The organism is Muribaculum sp. An289 (assembly GCF_002159555.1).
Classification (GTDB): domain Bacteria; phylum Bacteroidota; class Bacteroidia; order Bacteroidales; family UBA932; genus Merdivivens; species Merdivivens faecigallinarum.
Map to the genome: position 1 here is coordinate 23,733 of NZ_NFIV01000003.1, position 19,545 is coordinate 43,277.

The window sequence follows — 19,545 nt, forward strand, 5'->3', positions numbered from 1 at the left end:
TTATGAATACTTTCAGGAGAATTTTTTCATACGCGAAGCCGGCGGCGAAATACTGGCCTCCGTATTTGTTTTTTTCGATATTGTCGGTATTGTTCGGAATAGTCAATTATGCCTTGCTCGCTCCGGTGCTTACCGTGCTGTTCGAGGCCGACGAAGTGCCTCTCGGCCTGCCTAAGCCCGAGTTCGAGCTGTCGATAGGCTATTTCGAAGACATATTCAGCTATTATCTGTCCCACGTGATATCGTTGGCGGGCGGCAGCCTGATGGCCGGTCTGGTTTTCGTGTGTGTCGTTTTCATCGTTGCTTCCCTGTTTTCCAATCTGATGCGTTTCCTTTCACAGCGGATTCTCGTGGACATGAGGACACGGATGATGAAGGACCTGCGTACCGATCTTTTCAGGAAAATCGATTCGCTCAATGTGGGGTATTTCAATACGAGGAAGAAGGGGGACATACTTTCGAGCATCAGCAACGATGTAAACGAGGTCGAAAATACCGTTACGAGCAGTTTCCATGTGATATTCAGGGACCCTTTGCTTGTGATAGGCTTCCTTGTCATGCTGTTCTACATGTCCTGGAAACTCACAATCATATCATTGATAGCCCTTCCGCTTTCAGCCATAGTAATCAGCAAGTTGACGAAGCGCCTCAGGAGCGGGGCGGTGCAGACCCAGCAGATAATAGGCAACATCCTCAGCGCCTTCGACGAGACCATTACCGGCGGACGTATCATAAAGGCGTTCAATGCAGGAAAATATGTCGAGGGGAATTTCGAAAAACTGAATGAATCCCACAGGAGGCTGTGCCGTTCGATATTCAACAGGCAGGAGCTTGCTTCCCCTATGTCGGAGTTCCTCGGCGTTACGGTAGCGATGCTCGTACTGTTTTTCGCCGGATGGCTCAAGATTGAGGGCGGGGACGAGGCCCTCGGGATGAGCTGGCAGAGTTTCATAGTATACATAGCCTTCTATTGGCGTGTCCTTGAGCCGGCAAAACTGATTTCCAAGGCTTATTCGATGATTCTGAAAGGCCTCGTTTCGGCCGACAGGATTTTTGCGATTCTCGATGTGGACAATCCTGTAAAGGATCCCGCTTCTCCAAAACCTCTTGATGATTTCAAGAGCGGCATAGAGTTCCGGAATGTCACCTTCAGTTACGGGGACAGGACTATCATAAACAATGTATCCCTTGAAATACCCAAAGGCAAGATGATAGCCCTTGTCGGGCCTTCCGGGGCCGGCAAGACCACTCTTGCCGACCTGATAGCCCGCTTCTATGATGTGCAACAGGGCAGCATAATGCTGGACGGGAACGATATACGTGATTACAGGCAGGACGATTTGCATAAGCTGATGGGCATTGTGACCCAGGAATCGATTCTGTTCAATGATACCGTATACAATAATATCAAGTTCGGTGTCGAGGACGCCACTTATGAGGATGTGCTGAATGCGGCGAAGATAGCGAATGCGCACGAGTTCATAGAAAGGCTCCCTATGGGATACGAGACCAACATAGGCGACAGGGGTGCCAAGCTTTCGGGAGGCCAGCGCCAGCGCATAGCCATAGCGAGGGCCGTGCTGAAGAATCCTCCTATAATGATTCTCGACGAGGCCACTTCCGCACTCGATACTGAAAGCGAGAGGCTTGTGCAGGACGCCCTCACGCATCTGATGAAGAACCGTACTTCGGTAGTGATAGCCCACAGGCTTTCTACCATACAATACGCGGACAAGATAGTCGTGCTCCAGGACGGTGAGATAGTCGAAGAAGGCACGCATAATGAGTTGATAGCAAAGAAGAGCGTTTATTCGCATCTTTGTGAGTTACAGACATTTTCTTAAAAACAGAAGAATGGAAAAATCGTTGAATAAAATGTTGGAGGAAAGCTTCAGGGCCAATTGGGACAGGCCTGCGCTTTCCGATTATAAGGGAGTGACCCTGCATTATCGTGACGTCGCGAAGCATATAGCGAAACTGCACATCATCTATGACAAGTGCGGGATAAGAAAGGGTGACAAAATTGCCATTTGTGCAAAAAACCAGGCCAACTGGGGCGTGGCCTTCCTTTCGTGCCTTACGTACGGAGCCGTGGCCGTGCCGATTCTTCACGAGTTCAAGCCGTCCAACGTGCATTATCTCGTCAATCATTCGGATGCGAGGATACTTTTCGTGGACGAAGCCATCTGGGGCGGCATGAGCGAGTCGGAGATGCCGGCGCTCGAATCCATAATACGTCTGAACGACTTTACGCTCATATATTCTTCCTCTCCTTCGATGGAAGAAGTGCACGAGCATGTAAACGAGCTTTTCGGAATGAAATATCCGAAGCGTTTTACTTCCGACGACCTCTGCTATCATGAGGACAGTCCGGAGGAGATGGCCATGATTAATTATACGTCGGGCACTTCCGGTTTTTCGAAAGGCGTGATGATTCCTTACAGGGCCTTGGTTTCGAATGCCCTTTTCGCCGCCGATGCCGAGAGCCACATGGACAATCAGTCGAAAGTGGTTTCCATGCTTCCTACGGCCCACATGTACGGTATGATGTTCGAATTCCTGTTCGAAATGACCATAGGCACCCATGTCTATTTTCTTACCCGCGTGCCTGGCCCGAGGGTGATTCTTGAGGCTTTCGAGGCGGTGAAGCCGGACGTGGTGATTGCCGTCCCTCTGATAATAGAAAAGATATACCGCAACAAGCTCCAGCCGATTATCAACCGCAACAGCATAAGGCTCATGATGTCGCTTCCTGTTCTCAATGATATGATCAAGAAGCGTATACATGACGAGCTGGTAGCCGCTTTCGGAGGTGTTTTCAGGGAAGTCATAATCGGAGGGGCCGCATTCAACAGGGAAGTGGAACATTTTTTCAAGAAAATCAATTTTCCTTTCACCGTGGGTTACGGAATGACCGAGTGCGCTCCGATTATTTCATACGCCCCGTGGAATGAAAACAAGCTTTATTCATGCGGCCGTACCGCTCCCAACATGGAGATAAGGATAGATTCCCCTTCCCCTTCGACGGTAGCCGGAGAGGTGCAGGTGAGGGGAAAGAACGTCTTTCTCGGTTATTATAAAAACGAAGAAGCCACAAAGGCGGCCTTTACCGATGACGGCTGGTTCAAGACCGGTGACATGGGGGTGATGGACAGCGATGGCTTCCTTTTCCTGCGCGGACGGTCGAAAAGCATGATTCTCGGCCCGAGCGGGCAGAACATTTACCCCGAGGAGATAGAAAGCTCGATAAACAATATGCCGTATGTAGTGGATTCGTTGGTGATAGATGACGGCGGCACGCTTACTGCGCTGATATATCCGGATTTCGACCTGGCCGAGAAGGATGGCATGAGTCTTGAAATCCTGGAGCGGACATTGAACGACCAGATTAAGCTGGTCAATATGGAACAGCCGAATTATTGCCAGATAAAGAGGATAGAGGTGCTTCCGGAAGATTTCGAACGCACCCCGAAACGCAGTATAAAACGATATTTGTATCAAAGAAACCCGCAATAGGACATGTCTGAATCTAAATTTGACAGGAGATATCTGGAAATGGCCCAGGTATGGGCGAAAAACTCTTACTGCAAGAGGCGGCAGGTAGGCGCGCTCATCGTAAAGGAAAACATGATAATTTCTGACGGTTATAACGGTACGCCGTCTGGCTTCGAGAATATATGCGAAGACGAGTACGGCGTGACGAAGCCTTATGTGCTGCATGCGGAGGCCAATGCGATTACCAAGGTAGCGAAATCAGGGAACAGCAGCAAGGGGGCGACACTTTATGTGACGGCCGCGCCCTGTCTGGAATGTGCGAAGCTGATCATACAGGCCGGGATTTCGAAGGTCGTATATTCGGATGAGTACCGTGTGACCGACGGAATAGATTTGCTGGCACGGGCAGGTATAGAAGTAAGCAAGCTGGAACTTCCAAAACCGGGAGACACCTCGAAGGAGTGAATATGGACAGAAAGACTTTCAAAACATTGTTTCTCGTATTGCTGGCCGTCATAATAGCGCTGATAATCAGTATTGCGGTCCTGCATTCGAACAGTAGGGTGATGTCTGCATATTCTGCTTATGGGAAATGGCAGAAACTGGAACTCGTCCTTCAGCAGATAGAGGAAAATTATGTCGATACCGTGGATTGCGCTTCGATTTCCGAGGTGTTGATTGCCGACGCATTGCGGGAACTCGACCCGCATTCGGTCTATCTTCCGCCCAAGGATCTCGAAGAAGCAGACGAGGACCTTCAGGGACAGTTCGACGGGATTGGAATCACTTTCAATGTCCCGGCCGATACGGCCATTGTCATCAATACGATTGTGGGCGGGCCGTCCGAAAGGGCCGGGCTCATGTCCGGTGACAGGATTGTCCGCATAGACGGGGATACGGTCGCCGGAGTCAGGATGCCGCAGGATTCGATGATGGCGAGGATGAAGGGGCCGTCGGGCACCAAGGTCCTCATAGAAGTCAAAAGGGGCGGAGTGGCCGATCTGATACCTTTTGAAATTACCCGTGCGAAGATTCCGGTCAATAGTATCGATTGCGCGTTCATGGTCGACGATACCACAGGATACATAAGGCTGTCGAAATTCGCGAGGACGACCTATCCGGAGTTCATGGAGTCGGCCGCAAAGCTGAAAAAGGCCGGAATGAAACGACTTATATTCGATTTGAGGGACAATTTGGGCGGTTTCCTCGACCAGGCGCTGCTGCTCTCGAATGAGTTTCTGGACAAAGGCGACCTGATTGTCTATATGGAAGGCCGGAAACGGCCGAGGGAGGACTTTTATGCCGACGGGAGCGGGCGTTACAAGGATGTGAAGCTGGACATACTCGTAAACGAATCTTCGGCCTCTTCGAGCGAAATATTCGCCGGAGCGATGCAGGATAACGACAGGGGCAAGATTTTCGGAAGGCGTTCTTTCGGAAAGGGGCTTGTCCAGGAACCGATTTATTTTTCCGACGGTTCGGGCATAAGGCTTACCGTGGCCAAGTTCTATACCCCGTCCGGCCGGTCGATCCAGAAACCTTACAAGCCTGGTGATGACGATGAATACAGATACGATCTGATCGAGCGTTACCGTCATGGCGAAATGGTCGATGCGGACAGCATCAAGGTCAATGATTCCCTTGTCTTCAAAACGGCGGCAGGACGTACCGTCTATGGCGGGGGAGGCATAATTCCCGATGTTTTCGTGGGGATAGATACGACCGAAGTCAATTCGTTTTATATAGAATGTACGAAAAAGGGCCTTCCCGTCAGGTTCAGCACGCGGATGAACGACAGGTATCATGACCGCCTTGCCGGAATCGATGACTTCGTCAGCCTGAACGCCCTCCTTGATGAAATATGCAGCGAATCCCGTTTCCTCGAATATGCCGAATCGCAGGGGGTGAAGGGGTCTGCATCCGAGTGGGAGGCCATGAAAGGATACATAATGACCCAGGTCAGGGCCCTTACAGGGCGTTATTCGGCCCTGGACGATGAGGCGTTCTACCGGATTTTCCTTGAGATAGACCAGATATATCAGGCGGCGCTTGCGGATGACAGTCCGGTCGTCCCCGCCGATGATTCCCCGGTCATTTCTTGAATACCGAGAGTTTCCTGTCTATGATGGATAGAAGCCATTTCGGCATTATTGTCAGGAATGGCTTTCCTATATGGTTTATCGTCCCCGGCATGACTCCGTTTTTCCGTCTGAACATGGCCTTGAGGGCTTTCTCGGCGGCTTTTTCGGGGGTGATCATTACGTGGAGGGATTTTGCAAGTTTCATGTATTTGGGGCTAAGTCCGATAAGCGGGGTGGCTACCGCACCGAAATAGGCCACAGTCACTGAAACACCGCTCCCCCGGAGCTCTATGCCCAGGGCCCTTGAAAAATCCTTCGTGTATCTTTTTGTCGCGGCGTAAAGGGCTATGCCCGGGTAAGGCATCCATGCCGATAGCGAAGAAATGTTGAGTATGCGCCCTTCGCCATGTTCTTTCATCCTTTTTGCAAAATGCCTGCTCAGGACTCCCATGGTGATGTTGTGCAGTGTGGTTATTTTTGCAATATAGCCTTCCGGCTGGTCCGTTATGTCCCGGTATGAAAATATTCCGGCGTTGTTGATGAGGATGGCCACCCGCACGCCTGTGGCCTCGACTTCGGAGATGAGTTCTTCCGCCCCGGACGGTGAGGCCAGATCTTTCGTTATCGCAATGAAATCGTCCGTGCGGCTTTCCTCCTTAAGCCTTTCGAGTCCCTGGCCGTTGATGTCTACGGCGATTATCCCGTATCCCTTGCCGGCAAGCAGCCTTACGTATTCTCTGCCCATCCCTGCCGCGGCTCCCGTAACCAAAGCGTATTCTTTCGTATTAGCCATTTTTGCAATATTCTCCAATTTCTCCGAAAAATAAAACTTATAAAAACAAAATTGTCGCAAATATATAAAAAAGAGTTAATTTTGCAGGCTAAATGTATTAGATATGGAACATACGAAATGTTTGATAATAGGCGGTGGACCGGCCGGATATACGGCGGCCATCTATGCGACGAGGGCCAACCTTTCACCTGTGCTGTATGAGGGAATGCAGCCGGGAGGACAATTGACTACGACGACCGAAGTGGAGAATTTTCCCGGCTATCCCGATGGGGTGGACGGTACCGTGCTCGTGGATGACATCCGCCGTCAGGCCGTCAGGCTCGGTGCGGACATACGCCGCGGCATTGTAACGAAGGCCGACCTGTCGGTACGTCCTTTCCGTGTGGAAATCGACGGGGAGACGTCAGTCGAGGCTGAAACCCTCATCATAGCGACAGGTGCGACGGCGAAATACCTCGGCCTTCCGTCGGAAAACAAATTCCGCGGGATGGGTGTCTCGGCCTGCGCCACCTGCGACGGATTTTTCTACAGGAAGAGGGATGTAGCCGTTGTCGGCGGCGGAGATACGGCATGCGAAGAAGCCACTTATCTTGCCGGGCTTTGCAATAAGGTATACATGATAGTGCGCCGCGATGTGCTCCGTGCTTCCAAGGCCATGCAGGAAAAGGTGCTTTCGACTCCCAATATCGAGGTACTGTGGAACTGCAACACCCGCGAAATACTCGGTGACGACAGCGGTGTTACCGGAGTAAGGATTGAAAGGAGGAATGGCGAGGTTTTTGATATCCCTGTCCACGGTTTCTTTCTGGCAATAGGCCACCATCCTAATTCGGACCTCTTCAAGGAGTGGGTCGAAACAGATGAGACCGGCTATATTGTCACCGAGGGAAGAAGCTCACGCACCAATGTCGAAGGCGTTTTCGCCGCCGGGGATGTCAAGGATCCCGATTACAGGCAGGCGATTACGGCAGCGGCTTCGGGATGTGTGGCCGCCCTCGATGCGGAGAGATACCTTGCATCCTTAAGAAAATGATATAGAGAATGAAAAGATTCAGCATTGCGGTTTTTTTGTCTGCGGCCCTGCTCGCCTTGTCGGTTTCATGCAAGTCGCAGTATGATTTGTTGCTCAACAGTACGGATCATGATTTGAAATATGAAAAGGCTTTCGAATATTTCAATAATGAAAAATACCGCAAGGCCGGTGAACTCTTCGAGTCCCTTTCACAGGTTTCCGGAGGAACCGACAGGGACGATACCATCAAATTCTACTGGGGTTACAGCAATTACCTGTACAAGGATTATGTGACTGCCGAGGCGAATCTCAAATATTTCATAGACCTGTATCCGTTAAGCCCTTTTACCGAATACGCGAAATATCTGAGAATCATCTGCCTGTACAATGCCACCTACCGTTACGAGCTGGACCAGACCCCTACGTACGAGGCGATGGATGCCATAACAAGGTTCCTGATAGAGAACCCGTCGAGCGAACATTATGACGAATGTATGGAAATGCTTGACGATTTGGATGCACGTTTGGACAAAAAGGCCTTCGAAGCGGCAAGGATTTATTATGTGATGGAAGACTACGTGGCTTCCCGCGCCGCTTTCAGAAACATACTGAAGGATGATGCCGAAACCATTTACAGGGAGGATATCCTCTATTATACGGCTATGTCTTCATACGAATATGCCCTTAACAGTGTCCCTGAAAAACAGCGGGAAAGGTATCTGACTTTCGTGGACGACTATTATAATTTTATCAGCGAATATGCAGGTTCAAAGTACCGTAAGGAACTTGACGGGTGTTATGCGAAAGCACGGCGTTTCCTCGAAAGGCACAAAGACAAAGGTGGCGATGGCGCCGCAAACGAATGATTTGAAACAACTAACAATATTATAGAAATGGATTATAACAACAAACAGATTCCGACGAATACCATTACGCGCAATCTCGCCGATCTGGCGGCTCCGACCGGAAACATTTACGAGACCACCATGATCATAGCGAAAAGGGCGAACCAGATTGCAGCGGAAATAAAGGTGGAATTGAAAGAAAAACTTGACGAATTCGCATCCCATGCAGATTCATCTTTGGAAGAGACTTTCGAAAACAGGGAGCAGATAGAAATCTCCAAATATTACGAAAAACTTCCTAAGCCGACCCTCGTCGCTACACAGGAATTCATCGAAAACGACCTCGTCGTGAGAAAGGCTGTCGAGCGCAACGAAGAATGCTCGGAAGAATAAACATATCCAATTATATCCTTATCGAATCATTGGATCTCCGGCTTCCGGAAGGTCTGGTGATTATGACGGGGGAGACAGGCGCCGGAAAATCCATACTTCTCGGCGCAATCTCTTTATTGCTCGGGGCCAAGGCCGATGTTTCGATGCTTGGGGACAAGTCCCGGAACTGTGTGGTCGAGGCCGAATTTTCAGTCTCCCCGTCGCTTGAACTGCTCGATGCCTTTGAAGCTGCCGGAATGGATTTCGAAAGCGAACTGATACTCCGCCGTGTGATTTCCCCGAACGGAAGGTCGAGGTCTTTCCTGAACGACGAACCGGTAAGCATGCAGTTCCTCGCATCGATTTCGTCTTTTCTTGTGGACATACATTCCCAGCACCAGCAGCTTATGCTGGCCGATGAAAGGTTCAGGATGTCCGTCCTCGACGTTTTTGCGGACAACAAGGCGCTGCTTTCCGAATTTTCCGATTCGTACTCCAAGCTTGCCGCTCTGGATTCGTCGATAAGTTCCCTTTCGGCCGAATTGGATAATGCGGCAAGGGACCGTGAGTACAGGCAGTTCCAGTTGGATGAACTTGTAAATGCGCGGCTGAGCCCTGGCGAGATGGAAGAACTGGAAGCCGAGCAGAAAGAACTTTCCCATGCAGGGGAAATCAGGGATGCGCTGGCTTCGGCCCTGTCCCGTTTTACATTCGGGGAATATTCCTTCGTCCAGGAATTGAAGGAAAGCATAAAGGACATATCCAGGGTTTCCTCCGGATTTCCGCGCTTCTCCGTCATCGGCGAGCGGCTGGAATCCTGCCGAATAGAGTTGCAGGACATCGAAAGTGAGCTGGAAAAGGCCATTGATTCGATAGTCGTGTCTCCGGAACGTTTGGAACAGGTGGAAGAAAGGCTTTCGTTATTGTGGGGCCTTATGGGAAAACACGGTTGCAGGACTGTCGAAGCCCTGATAGAAAAGCGGGATTCGTTTGCGGAATCGCTTTCCGGCGATGAAACGGCGGCCGCAAGGCTGGAGGAGATGAAGAAGGAGCGCTCCGTCCTGGCTTCAAGGCTCGACGAACTTGCGGAACGGCTTCATGACCGCAGGGTGAAGGCGGCATCCGGACTGTCCTCCTCTTTACAGAAGTCGATACGTTCTCTGGAAATGCCATATTCCGTTTTCAATATCAATGTAGAGTACTCCGGGGAAATCAGGCATAGCGGAAAGGACACTGTCCGTTTCATGTTTTCGTCGTCTCCGTCCGTTCCTGCCGCGGATGTTACGAAGGCAGCTTCCGGCGGCGAACTTTCGAGGATAATGCTTTGCGTAAAGTCTTTGCTCGCTTCGCACAAATCCATGGCAACCCTTATTTTCGATGAAATAGATACCGGGGTCTCAGGCAGTACCGCCGACAGAATCGGGATGCTCCTCGGGGAGATGGGCAGGAACATGCAGATTGTCGCCATTACCCACCTTCCGCAGGTTGCGGCGAGGGGGACCTACCATTTCTGTGTAAGGAAAAATACGGACGGACGGCACAGGGCGGTGACTACCGTAATCCCTCTTTCGGGGGAAGAACGCACGCTTGAAATCGCCCGTTTGCTCAGCGGCGCGAAAATAACCGATGCCGCAATGAAAAATGCGGAGGCGCTTCTGAATGAAGCCGGCAATTAATCCTTTACTAAGATTATCTCGTAGTTTCCGCGGAAGATTATCCTCCTTGCGGCCTTGTTCACGTATCCTCCGGTAAGTCCGCTGCCGTCGGTCACCCTCTCGAACTTCATGTCCGACTGGATGAGCCTTGTTCTTGGAATCTGGTCCAGGCCAAGGTATTCGCCGGACTTTATCATGGATGCGGCTGTCGCGAAAAACATGAAGGTATCATATCCCTGGAATGCGAAAGGAGTAGGCTCGGTATTGAACAGGGCCCTGTATCCGCTGACGAATTTCATGGTTTCCGGCATGTCGTAATCCACATGGTATCCCATGGCAAGGTGCAGGTTGATGTTGTGGAAATGCTCCGCCTCTATCGTTTCGAAACTTTTCAGCTTGGACGTCCCGTAAGTGCGGATGTTGAACTTCCCTATGGTACACAGCGTATTGATGTTTCTGACGGCATCGTTTACGAAAGCCTCGTTCTCTGAAGCGATTACGATGTTGTTGGCCTTTTCGATGTCAAGGTACCTTGCTATGCTGGTTTCCACCCCTCTTCCCTGAAGGATGTTGTAGGAGAAACTTTCGAACCGTATCCCGGCTTCGGACAATGCGGTTTCGGCTTCGGAGCGTTCTTTCCCGGCCGTTCCCCCTACTTCCGAGAGTACGAGCACCACGTCGCCTCCCTCTTCCCTGATCCATCCGGCAATGCTTTCGAACTGTGCTTCCGTCGAAACAGGGGCCTGGACAAGGTTGGAATATCCTGCCGCCAGCGATTCCGCCTTATGGTCCAAAGGTGAAACGACACTGATGCCTTTGCCGAGGCAATAAGGCAGGATGCCTTCGATTTCCCTTGCATGTACCGGACCTATGACATAGTCACAACCGTCGAGGATGCCGGAGTCGGCTATATCCTCGGCGCTGTTGTATTCCTGGGTGTCTATGACCGTTATTTTAAGATTGAAACCTTTTTCATTCAGCTCTTTGGCTGCCATAAGGGCGCCGCTGTAGAAATCCATGTAGTTCACATTGCCCCCGTTGCCTTCCATGGCGCAGTCCAGAGGAAGTATGAGGGAAATGGACACCGTCGCATCTTCGACGTATGGGCCGTCCGGCAAGGTGGAAAGGATTTCCTCTTCCTGCCCCGGCACGGGCGTTTCCGGACTTTCGCTGCCGATGCTTCCGGCGATTATGGCTTCAACCTGGGGAATGAATCCGGCCTCCGGGATTTTCAGTTTCTGCCTCTTCCTTACGTATATGCTTTCGAGCCCGTTGAACTCAATGAGCAGTTCTTCGCTTACCTTGTATTTTTTCGCTATGGATTGCAGGTTTTCATACCATTTTACCGTGTGCGTGTAGTAATCTATCCCGTCGAATCTGTCGGCCGGGGTTTTCACGGTTTCGGCCGGCGGAGTGGTAATCCGGACGGTATCCTGTACCTGTGCAGGCTTCTTTCCGGCAGGTATGAGGATGATGCTTCCGGCTTTCAGCTGTCCGTCCGGGCCTATGCCGGGGTTGGCTTTCAGTATGTCTTCCTTCTTTACGCCGTATGCCTTGCTTATCGAATACAACGTCTGCTTCTCTATTACCTTGTGCGAATAATATGTTTCCCCCCCGATTCTTACCTTTTCCGTGGACACCGTGACCGGAGGGGCTTCATATACCTGCGCCCCGGCGGGTTCGAGCGAAAGCAGGAACAACGATAAAATAAATATAGGTATCAGCCGTTTCATCTCTTTGTCTAAAGGGTCTTGTAAAATTCAATAAGCCTGTCGCAGAATGTTCCCCAGGACAGTCTCTGCTTTTCTTTCAGAATATTTTCTTTCATCGATTCCACGAGTTCCGGTTCGGAAAAATATCTTTTAGTCGCTTCGGATATCAGGGCCGGGTCAGGCCTTTCGACAACTATTCCGGTGCCCCTGTCGCCTATCGACTCTTTGAGGCCTCCCGTATCCGTGGTAATCATCGGAACGTCGAAATGGTAGGATATGGAACTTATCCCGCTCTGGGTCGCGCTTCTGTAAGGGAGGATGCAGACATCGGCGGCGGAAAAATACCTGTTCACCTCATCGTCCTTTATGTAATCCGGGAAAACATGGATGTTTTCTTTCCTGCCGGAGGCTTCTATCATTTTTTCGTATTTTTCAAAGCTCCCGTAAGGTTCCCCGGCGATTATGAGCTGGTAATCCCCTTCAAGTCGTCCGAATGCCTCGATCAGTATGTCGAGGCCCTTGTATTCGCGGATGAGCCCGAAAAACAGGATGTTTTTCATCCCGTGCCTGAGCCCGAGCATGTCCTCAGCCTCTTCGCGCGGCAGTTTTTCGCCGAAATGGCTGTAGAGAGGATGCGGGGTCGTCATGAAGCGGGCTTCGGGTTTGAGCGAGACGAGGTCCCTCCCGACTGCATCGCACAATGTTACGTATCCGGTGCAGCCGTTAAGAAAATATTTTGTAAGCGGCGTGTCGAAAAAATGCCTCTCGTGGGGGATGACGTTGTCGAGGATGGCTATTACCTTGCAGTCCTTTTTCAGTTTTCTTGCGACATAGCCCAACGACGGGCCGAAGAATGACATCCAGTAGCGGATAATCACGAGGTCCGGCCCCCATTCCCTTATCTTCCTTGCCGTGGCGGAATATGTCAGCGGATTGATTGTGTCGAGCACCCTGGTTGATTCAATCCTTTCGGCATTGTCGTCTTCGGACACATATTGGGTCTTGCCCGGAAACAATAGTCCCGGATATTGCCTTTTAAAGTTGAACGCCTTGACGTCATGAGCCTTTCCCAATTCCTTGAATATGCACGCATTGAATTGGGAAATCCCGCCGCGGTACGGGTAAAAGCACGAGAGTATCGCTATTTTCACTTTATTTTTTAGTGTTGGTATATTCCTCGTTCAGGCCGGCGATGATTTCGTCGGTGATGTCGAGGGCCGCATCCCCGAGTATGATCGTGTTAGTGGATTCGGCTGTGGTGAATATCATGGAATAGCCCTTGCGCTGGTTGTATCTTGCGACATAATTCCTTATGTCTTCCATTATGGTATTGTTCATGACGATTTCCTCGTCCTGAAGTTCCTGCTGTTTCTGTCCGACATAGAGGTTGAGTTCCTGCTCCTTCTCCATCAGTTCCTGCTGGCGGGCTTCGGCTACCGAACGGGTCATGAGCCCTTTGTTGACCTTGTTCTGGAATGTGGTCACTTCGTTTTCGAACTGTTGACCCCTTCTTGTGATATCGTTCTGGATTCCTTGGGCCTTTGTTTCCAAAGCCGACCTCATGTCGTTGTATCTGTCGTATTCAGTGACGACCCTGTCGATTTGCATGTAAACCATGCTGCCGCTTACCGCATGTGTGACCGTACTGTCACCGGAAAGTTGGTTTTCCTGGTTGCCGGTAGCTGATTTAGGCATAAGGACGGCCATAATGATTACGGCGATAATTGATAAAATACTGAGAATTAAGGAAATCTGTTTCATTTTTATGTTTTTGTGTTTTAATTACGCTCTGCAAATATAATTGTTTTTTTTCATAGCTGGCCGCTCGTCTGCCGTCCGGTCATCGGCACAATGCCCCGAGGTATGCGGCGATGGTCTTTTCCAATCCCATGTAAAGCGCGTCGCATATTATGGCATGTCCTATGGAAACCTCGTCGAGGTAAGGTATTTTTCCGGTGAAGAAGCCGAGGTTGGACAGGTTGAGGTCGTGTCCTGCATTGAGGCCGAGACCGCACTCCCTGGCCGTTTCGGCAGCTATTACATATTCGGCTATTGCCTTTTCCCTGTCCTTTCCGTACCCCGAGGCATAGGCTTCGGTATAAAGTTCGACACGGTCGCAGCCGCATGCGGCCGCACCCCTTACCATTTCCGGTTCAGGGTTCACGAATATGGAGCTTCTGATGCCGTTTCTGTGCAGTTCGAGGCAAATCTCGCTGAGGAATGCCCTGTTTTTCACCGTATCCCATCCCGCATTGGAAGTCAGGACGTTTTCAGCGTCCGGGACCAGCGTGACCTGTGCCGGTTTTGTCGCCAGGACCAGATTCATGAATTTTTCAATCGGGTTCCCCTCTATGTTCAGTTCTACCGATATCACCGATTTTATCGCAGGTACGTCGGCGTAACGTATATGCCTTTCGTCCGGCCTCGGATGTACGGTTATCCCCTCGGCCCCGAACCTTTCGCAGTCGGCCGCCGCCTTGGCCACGTCCGGCATGTTCCCCCCTCTCGAATTGCGAAGAGTGGCGATTTTGTTGATATTGACACTTAATTTTACCATAACGGTACAAAATTATATATTTTTCTTTTTCTTATTGGTCCGAAAATACTATTTTTGAAGTTTTAATTACTTATTTAAGGTGTTTTTCGGATGAAAGCGGCTTTGTTTGCGAGGGATTCTTCGGCTACGGTGCTGAAGGCGGTGGAAGGACTGGCTTCTTCGATATTGCGGGCCGGCATAGGTTACGCCGGTTTTTTTACTGACAGGGACGGTCTTCCGGATGCGGACATCATACTGAGCCTCGGAGGGGACGGTACCCTGCTGTCGCTGCTTCCGATTATCAGGGATTCGGCCGTTCCGGTCCTCGGTGTCAATTACGGGAGGCTCGGTTTTCTGTCATCGTCTGCTCCCGAAGAAGTGGTGCAGGCGCTTGCGGCGGGCCGTTATGCGATAGAGAAAAGGACCCTTGTCCGGGTTTCGGATGCTTCCGGCACTGTCGGTGGCGTGTATCCCTATGCGCTTAACGAAGTGGCGATACACAGGACAGGGGCTGCCATGCTGGGTGTCGAGGTGTCCGTAGACGGGGTGTCCCTGCCTACATATTGGGCTGACGGCATTCTCGTGGCGACGAGTTCCGGTTCTACGGCCTATTCGCTCAGTGTCGGGGGGCCGATAGCCTTTCCCGGGTCCAAGGTCCTGATTGTTTCGCCGATAGCCCCGCACAACCTGAATGTGAGGCCGATAGTCCTTCCCGATACGTCCGACATAAGGATAAGGTTGCACCCGCGCGATCCGGAAGTCTCCCTGTCGTTGGACAACAGGCAGCTGATAGTGGGCAGTTCCGTGAATCTGGAGGTTTCGGCGGCCCCGTTCACCTTCAATATAGTGCGCATACCGGGAGGTGAGTTCATAAAGGCCCTTACAGGAAAATTGTTCTGGGGATATGACATAAGGAACAACTCTTAAAAATAAAATGGATATGGAAGGAAAGAAGACGATAAAAAATATACCGGTCCATGTGTCCATAATCATGGACGGGAACGGAAGATGGGCGAAGGAAAGGGGAATGGAGCGTATCTACGGGCATCAGCACGGGGCCGAGAGCGTGAGGGAGTGCTGCAAACTCGCCCTGGAATACGGAGTCCGTTATCTTAGCCTTTTTGCATTTTCCGAGGAAAACTGGGGGCGCCCGAAGGAAGAGGTGGATGCACTGATGGACCTGATGCTGAGCTCTCTGGTCAATGAAAGAAAACTGTTCCTGGAAAATGACATACGTTTCCGCGTGGTAGGGGAGAAGAAGGGAATATCCGCGGAAATTCTCGGGCGCATAGACGATTTGGAGCGGGAGACGGCGGCCTTCGACAGGCTTACGCTTGTGATTTTTTTCAATTACAGCGGCAAATGGGATATAATGCAGGCTGCTGAAAAATACGCCCTCGAAAGGGCTTCTTGCCCCGGAGGAGGGCCTGCTGACGTTCCGGACAGGGAGATGTTCGCCGGTTTTCTCGCGACTTCCGGCATCCCGGATCCGGACTTGCTGATAAGGACTTCCGGTGAAAAAAGGCTGAGCAATTTCATGCTTTGGCAATGTGCATATACGGAGTTTTATTTTACTGATGTTTTCTGGCCTGATTTTAGAGAGAAGGAATGGGCCTCTGCTTTGGAATCCTATTCCGATCGCGAGAGGCGTTATGGCAAAATCAAATAATTGCGTATATTTGCGCGTTAAAGTCAAAACTGTTAGTATGGTTAAATATGCGCTTTCTCTTGCGCTGGCTCTTTTGTTCAGCGTATTGTGCCATGCGCAGGAGATGGTACCGGTTACTGTAGACTACAATAGTCCTAAAGAATACGTCGTTTGCGGGATTGATGTGAACGGCAATGTCCATTTCGGCACGAAGCAGATCATAGATCTGACGGGGCTTTCTGTCGGCATGAAGGTCGTAGTCCCGGGAACAGAATTGACTTCCATAGTCAAGAGGCTTTGGAACCAGAGGTATTTCGATGATGTAAGTCTTAACATATATACCAAGAATCCGGCTTCCGACAGCGCATGGTTCGTAATCAACGTGGCCGAGAGGCCCCGTATTTCCAGATGGGATTTCACAGGCATAAGGAAGGGTGAGAAGGACGATTTGAACGAAAGGCTGAAATTCCACAGGGGAGACGAGCTTTCGGAGTATGTGATAGAGACTTCCAAGGATATAATCACGAGATATTTCAAGGAAAAGGGTTTCGGGCTCGTCGAAGTTGAGGTGAAGGCGAAGAAGGACTCTCTGATACAGAAGGGAGTGCAGGTGCTTTTCGATATCGAGAAGGGACCGAAGGTGAAAATAGACAAGATTACTTTCGAAGGGGTTTCCGGCATCAAGGAATACAAGCTGGAGAAATCCATGAAGAAGACCAAGGACCGCAGCTGGTACAACTTTTTCCATTCCAAGAAATTCAATGAAAAGGAGTACGAAAACGACAAGGCCAATCTGATAACGACCCTCAATGAGTACGGTTACCGTGACGCGAAGATTGTCAAGGATTCCATTTACAAGATGCCTAAACCTGGGCGCATAGGCATAAAGTTCGTCATAGACCAGGGCAAGAAATATTATTTCAGGAACATCACATGGACAGGAAACTCGCTCTATACGGCCGAGCAGCTCCAGAATGTCCTGATGATAAAGAAAGGCGATGTCTACGATGTGGTTACGATGAACCACCGTCTGTACGGCGGAGGAAAACAGAACGAGGCGGACATTACGAAAATCTACATGGATCAGGGCTATCTGTTTTTCAATGTCTCCCCGAAGGAAGTGAATATCGAAGGTGATTCGGTGGATGTTGAAATACGTATAGCCGAAGGGAAACCGGCGACTATCAACAATATCATAATAAACGGCAATACCATTACCAACGAGCGTGTAATCCGCCGCCAGGTCTTTTCACGCCCGGGATACCTGTTCAGCAGGAGCGAATTCGAGAGGTCTCTGAGGGAAATCGCTTCCCTCGGCCAGTTCGACCCGGAGTTTTCGCTCAGCGAGTCCGGCTATTCGATGATTCCGGATGCGCTAAGCAGCACGGTGGACATAGCATTCAATGTTAAGGAAAAGCCGAGTTCGCAGTTCGAGCTTTCGGGAGGTTGGGGCGGCAATACCTTTGTCCTTACCCTCGGTCTGAGCTTCAACAATTTCTCGGCAAGGCGGATGTTCGAAAAGCATGCATGGAGGCCGGTGCCGTTGGGCGATGCCCAGTCGCTTGCCATCCGGTTCCAGACAAACGGTACTTATTATACGGCCCTGTCCGCAAGTTTTACCGAGCCGTGGCTCGTCGGGAAAAAACCTACTTCCCTGAGCATGTCGGTGTATTATACCCGTCAGACCAATTCCAACTATTTCTTCCTCACCAACGACGAGTTCATGGAGGTTTACGGATTTGCCGCCGGCATCGGTACGAGGCTGAAATGGCCGGACAATTATTTCGTCCTGTACAACCAGCTCAGCTGGCAGTCGTACAATCTAAAGGATTGGCCTTACAATTTCATCTTCGATACGGGCGTGTCGCATAACGTAAGCTGGACGATAAACCTGTCGAGGAATTCTACCGACCAGATTATCTATCCGCGTTCGGGCTCGGAATTCGTGCTCGGTCTCCAACTGACACCGCCTTATTCGCTGTTCAGGCCGAAAAACACCAATTACAATGCAATGACCGCCCAGGAGCGTTACCGCTGGATAGAATATCACAAGTGGACATTCAAGGGTACAGTTTATACGAAACTTTTCGGAGACCTGGTGCTCATGGCAAGGGCCCAGTTCGGATATCTGGGATATTACAACAGGAACCTCGGCTATTCTCCTTTCGAAGGCTTCCTCCTCGGCGGTGACGGAATGTCGGGATACAGTACCTACGGAACCGAGGTGATAGCCCTGAGGGGATACGAAAACTACTCCCTTACGCCTTATCTTCCGTCAAGGTACAACAGTTCCGGATATGCATACGCCGGCAATGTATACGACAAGTTCACCATAGAGCTAAGACATCCTGTGATGTTGCAGCCGCAGTCTACGATTTACGTGCTTGCCTTCCTTGAAGGAGGTAATTCGTGGGCCGACATCAGGGATTTCAACCCGTTCCAGATCAAGAGGTCCGCCGGTATCGGAGTGAGGGTCTTCCTGCCTATGATAGGCCTTCTCGGTGTGGACTGGGGCTATGGTTTCGATGCGCTTCCGGGACAGAAGAAGAGCCAGATACACTTCATCATAGGACAGCAGTTCTGATGTGTGTGAACTGTTAGCGGATGAATGGTTTATGTAAAATAAAGTTAAAAATATCAAAACAATAGATGCAATATGAAAAAATTTTTATTTGTTATCGCAGCGCTTGTGGCATCTGTCGCCATGGCTGATGCTCAGAATCTCAAATTCGGTTATGTGAATTACAATGAAATCATAATGCTCATGCCGGAGACCGATTCGGCAAGGACAAATCTGAGCGTTGCGCAGAAGGATGCTGATGAGATTTATCAGGGAATGGTCGAGGAATACAACATAAAACTCGAACAGTACCAGCAGAAAGTAGGCTCATGGACTCCGGCCGTAAGGGAGAGCAAGGAGCGCGAACTGGCTGAAATGCAACAGCGTATAAATGATTACACATCTTCCATACAGATGGAACTGAACCAGATGCAGCAGAACCTTATGGCACCTATCGTGCAGAAGGCGGTAGAGGCTGTAGGCAGGATTTCGAAGGCCCAGGGACTGGCTTTGGTATTCGACACCACGACCCTTCTGTATTTCGACCCGGCCCAGGGTACCGATATCACCAAGGAACTGAAGGCCGAACTCGGAATACCTGAGGACAAGGTTGTCACGAACAATATGGGACAGCAGATGTAGCCGAATATGCACCGCAGATGAAAAGCCGTTGGTTTCCAGCGGCTTTTTTTATCCATACGGGATTTATGACCGCACGCATGGAAAGGGACATCCGTCACTTCATGGCCGGGCGGATTGTACCCGGCACGGCGCCTCGGGAAATAAGCGCAAGCAAAACCCTCCAATTTTATTGAAAATAATCAGTAAGATTAGAA

General features: G+C 50.4%; 17 protein-coding genes. 12 read left to right on the forward strand and 5 right to left on the reverse strand.

Features of this window, described 5'->3' with window-relative positions:
- Window positions 1-2 precede the first annotated feature (2 nt).
- Genes B5F83_RS02960 through B5F83_RS02975 form a run of 4 tightly spaced genes read left to right on the forward strand, consistent with a single transcriptional unit; the run spans window position 3 to window position 5,597 of the window.
- Window positions 3-1,844 carry an ABC transporter ATP-binding protein gene (locus B5F83_RS02960; RefSeq protein ID WP_087280041.1) on the forward strand — a complete coding sequence of 614 codons (1,842 nt, stop codon included), beginning with the start codon at window positions 3-5 and terminating at the stop codon, window positions 1,842-1,844.
- A gap of 10 nt (window positions 1,845-1,854) precedes the next feature.
- Entirely contained in the window at window positions 1,855-3,516 is a 1,662-nt protein-coding gene (locus tag B5F83_RS02965; RefSeq protein WP_087280038.1) for an AMP-binding protein, read from the forward strand.
- A gap of 3 nt (window positions 3,517-3,519) precedes the next feature.
- Entirely contained in the window at window positions 3,520-3,960 is a 441-nt protein-coding gene (locus tag B5F83_RS02970; RefSeq protein WP_087280035.1) for a dCMP deaminase family protein, read from the forward strand.
- Between the two features lie 2 nt (window positions 3,961-3,962).
- Complete coding sequence (locus B5F83_RS02975; RefSeq protein ID WP_087280032.1) at window positions 3,963-5,597, forward strand: S41 family peptidase; 1,635 nt, start codon at window positions 3,963-3,965, stop codon at window positions 5,595-5,597.
- Here the strand turns inward: B5F83_RS02975 and B5F83_RS02980 are convergent.
- Window positions 5,587-6,369, reverse strand: coding sequence for an SDR family NAD(P)-dependent oxidoreductase (locus B5F83_RS02980; RefSeq protein WP_087325232.1), 783 nt, complete (start codon window positions 6,367-6,369; stop codon window positions 5,587-5,589). The genes B5F83_RS02975 and B5F83_RS02980 overlap by 11 nt on opposite strands.
- A gap of 103 nt (window positions 6,370-6,472) precedes the next feature.
- Between B5F83_RS02980 and trxB the strand changes: the two genes are divergently transcribed.
- The 4 genes from trxB to recN are packed head-to-tail and all read left to right on the forward strand — an operon-like array spanning window position 6,473 to window position 10,274.
- The gene (trxB, locus tag B5F83_RS02985) at window positions 6,473-7,402 is read left to right on the forward strand and encodes a thioredoxin-disulfide reductase (protein WP_087280026.1); all 930 of its coding nucleotides are present in this window, start codon (window positions 6,473-6,475) and stop codon (window positions 7,400-7,402) included.
- Window positions 7,403-7,410: 8 nt separating this feature from the next.
- Entirely contained in the window at window positions 7,411-8,247 is an 837-nt protein-coding gene (gene bamD / locus B5F83_RS02990) for an outer membrane protein assembly factor BamD (RefSeq protein ID WP_087280023.1), read from the forward strand.
- 27 nt (window positions 8,248-8,274) lie between these two features.
- Entirely contained in the window at window positions 8,275-8,619 is a 345-nt protein-coding gene (locus B5F83_RS02995; RefSeq protein ID WP_087280021.1) for a DNA-directed RNA polymerase subunit omega, read from the forward strand.
- Window positions 8,604-10,274: a DNA repair protein RecN gene (gene recN, locus B5F83_RS03000; RefSeq protein ID WP_087280018.1), complete on the forward strand. Its 1,671-nt coding sequence runs from the start codon at window positions 8,604-8,606 to the stop codon at window positions 10,272-10,274. The genes B5F83_RS02995 and recN overlap by 16 nt, the downstream gene beginning before the upstream one ends.
- Here the strand turns inward: recN and B5F83_RS03005 are convergent.
- The 4 genes from B5F83_RS03005 to B5F83_RS03020 all read right to left on the reverse strand — a co-directional run bounded on the left by B5F83_RS03005 (window position 10,271) and on the right by B5F83_RS03020 (window position 14,522).
- Window positions 10,271-11,986: a LysM peptidoglycan-binding domain-containing protein gene (locus B5F83_RS03005; protein ID WP_087280015.1), complete on the reverse strand. Its 1,716-nt coding sequence runs from the start codon at window positions 11,984-11,986 to the stop codon at window positions 10,271-10,273. The two genes, recN and B5F83_RS03005, sit on opposite strands and share 4 nt — an antisense overlap.
- An 8-nt stretch (window positions 11,987-11,994) precedes the next feature.
- Window positions 11,995-13,116, reverse strand: coding sequence for a glycosyltransferase (locus B5F83_RS03010; protein ID WP_087280012.1), 1,122 nt, complete (start codon window positions 13,114-13,116; stop codon window positions 11,995-11,997).
- Window position 13,117: 1 nt separating this feature from the next.
- Window positions 13,118-13,726 carry an OmpH family outer membrane protein gene (locus tag B5F83_RS03015; protein WP_087280009.1) on the reverse strand — a complete coding sequence of 203 codons (609 nt, stop codon included), beginning with the start codon at window positions 13,724-13,726 and terminating at the stop codon, window positions 13,118-13,120.
- 79 nt (window positions 13,727-13,805) lie between these two features.
- Window positions 13,806-14,522, reverse strand: coding sequence for a pyridoxine 5'-phosphate synthase (locus B5F83_RS03020; RefSeq protein ID WP_087325234.1), 717 nt, complete (start codon window positions 14,520-14,522; stop codon window positions 13,806-13,808).
- Window positions 14,523-14,612: 90 nt separating this feature from the next.
- Here B5F83_RS03020 and B5F83_RS03025 point away from each other — a divergent pair, with 90 nt between their 5' ends.
- From B5F83_RS03025 to B5F83_RS03040, 4 genes are all read left to right on the forward strand, one after another.
- Entirely contained in the window at window positions 14,613-15,428 is an 816-nt protein-coding gene (locus B5F83_RS03025; protein ID WP_087276756.1) for an NAD(+)/NADH kinase, read from the forward strand.
- A 13-nt stretch (window positions 15,429-15,441) separates the two neighbouring features.
- Complete coding sequence (gene uppS, locus B5F83_RS03030; protein WP_239383812.1) at window positions 15,442-16,170, forward strand: polyprenyl diphosphate synthase; 729 nt, start codon at window positions 15,442-15,444, stop codon at window positions 16,168-16,170.
- Between the two features lie 37 nt (window positions 16,171-16,207).
- Complete coding sequence (bamA, locus tag B5F83_RS03035) at window positions 16,208-18,733, forward strand: outer membrane protein assembly factor BamA (protein ID WP_158094133.1); 2,526 nt, start codon at window positions 16,208-16,210, stop codon at window positions 18,731-18,733.
- Window positions 18,734-18,805: 72 nt separating this feature from the next.
- The gene (locus B5F83_RS03040; RefSeq protein WP_087276745.1) at window positions 18,806-19,351 is read left to right on the forward strand and encodes an OmpH family outer membrane protein; all 546 of its coding nucleotides are present in this window, start codon (window positions 18,806-18,808) and stop codon (window positions 19,349-19,351) included.
- Window positions 19,352-19,545: the final 194 nt, after the last annotated feature.

Excerpts from the sequence above, each read along its gene's own strand:
- B5F83_RS02960 (WP_087280041.1), top strand. The coding sequence starts at position 3 with ATGAATACTTTCAGGAGAATTTTTTCATACGCGAAGCCGGCGGCGAAA.
- B5F83_RS02965 (WP_087280038.1), top strand. The coding sequence starts at position 1,855 with ATGGAAAAATCGTTGAATAAAATGTTGGAGGAAAGCTTCAGGGCCAAT.
- B5F83_RS02970 (WP_087280035.1), top strand. The coding sequence starts at position 3,520 with ATGTCTGAATCTAAATTTGACAGGAGATATCTGGAAATGGCCCAGGTA.
- B5F83_RS02975 (WP_087280032.1), top strand. The coding sequence starts at position 3,963 with ATGGACAGAAAGACTTTCAAAACATTGTTTCTCGTATTGCTGGCCGTC.
- B5F83_RS02980 (WP_087325232.1), bottom strand. The coding sequence starts at position 6,369 with ATGGCTAATACGAAAGAATACGCTTTGGTTACGGGAGCCGCGGCAGGG.
- trxB (WP_087280026.1), top strand. The coding sequence starts at position 6,473 with ATGGAACATACGAAATGTTTGATAATAGGCGGTGGACCGGCCGGATAT.
- bamD (WP_087280023.1), top strand. The coding sequence starts at position 7,411 with ATGAAAAGATTCAGCATTGCGGTTTTTTTGTCTGCGGCCCTGCTCGCC.
- B5F83_RS02995 (WP_087280021.1), top strand. The coding sequence starts at position 8,275 with ATGGATTATAACAACAAACAGATTCCGACGAATACCATTACGCGCAAT.
- recN (WP_087280018.1), top strand. The coding sequence starts at position 8,604 with ATGCTCGGAAGAATAAACATATCCAATTATATCCTTATCGAATCATTG.
- B5F83_RS03005 (WP_087280015.1), bottom strand. The coding sequence starts at position 11,986 with ATGAAACGGCTGATACCTATATTTATTTTATCGTTGTTCCTGCTTTCG.
- B5F83_RS03015 (WP_087280009.1), bottom strand. The coding sequence starts at position 13,726 with ATGAAACAGATTTCCTTAATTCTCAGTATTTTATCAATTATCGCCGTA.
- B5F83_RS03020 (WP_087325234.1), bottom strand. The coding sequence starts at position 14,522 with ATGGTAAAATTAAGTGTCAATATCAACAAAATCGCCACTCTTCGCAAT.
- B5F83_RS03025 (WP_087276756.1), top strand. The coding sequence starts at position 14,613 with ATGAAAGCGGCTTTGTTTGCGAGGGATTCTTCGGCTACGGTGCTGAAG.
- uppS (WP_239383812.1), top strand. The coding sequence starts at position 15,442 with ATGGAAGGAAAGAAGACGATAAAAAATATACCGGTCCATGTGTCCATA.
- bamA (WP_158094133.1), top strand. The coding sequence starts at position 16,208 with ATGGTTAAATATGCGCTTTCTCTTGCGCTGGCTCTTTTGTTCAGCGTA.
- B5F83_RS03040 (WP_087276745.1), top strand. The coding sequence starts at position 18,806 with ATGAAAAAATTTTTATTTGTTATCGCAGCGCTTGTGGCATCTGTCGCC.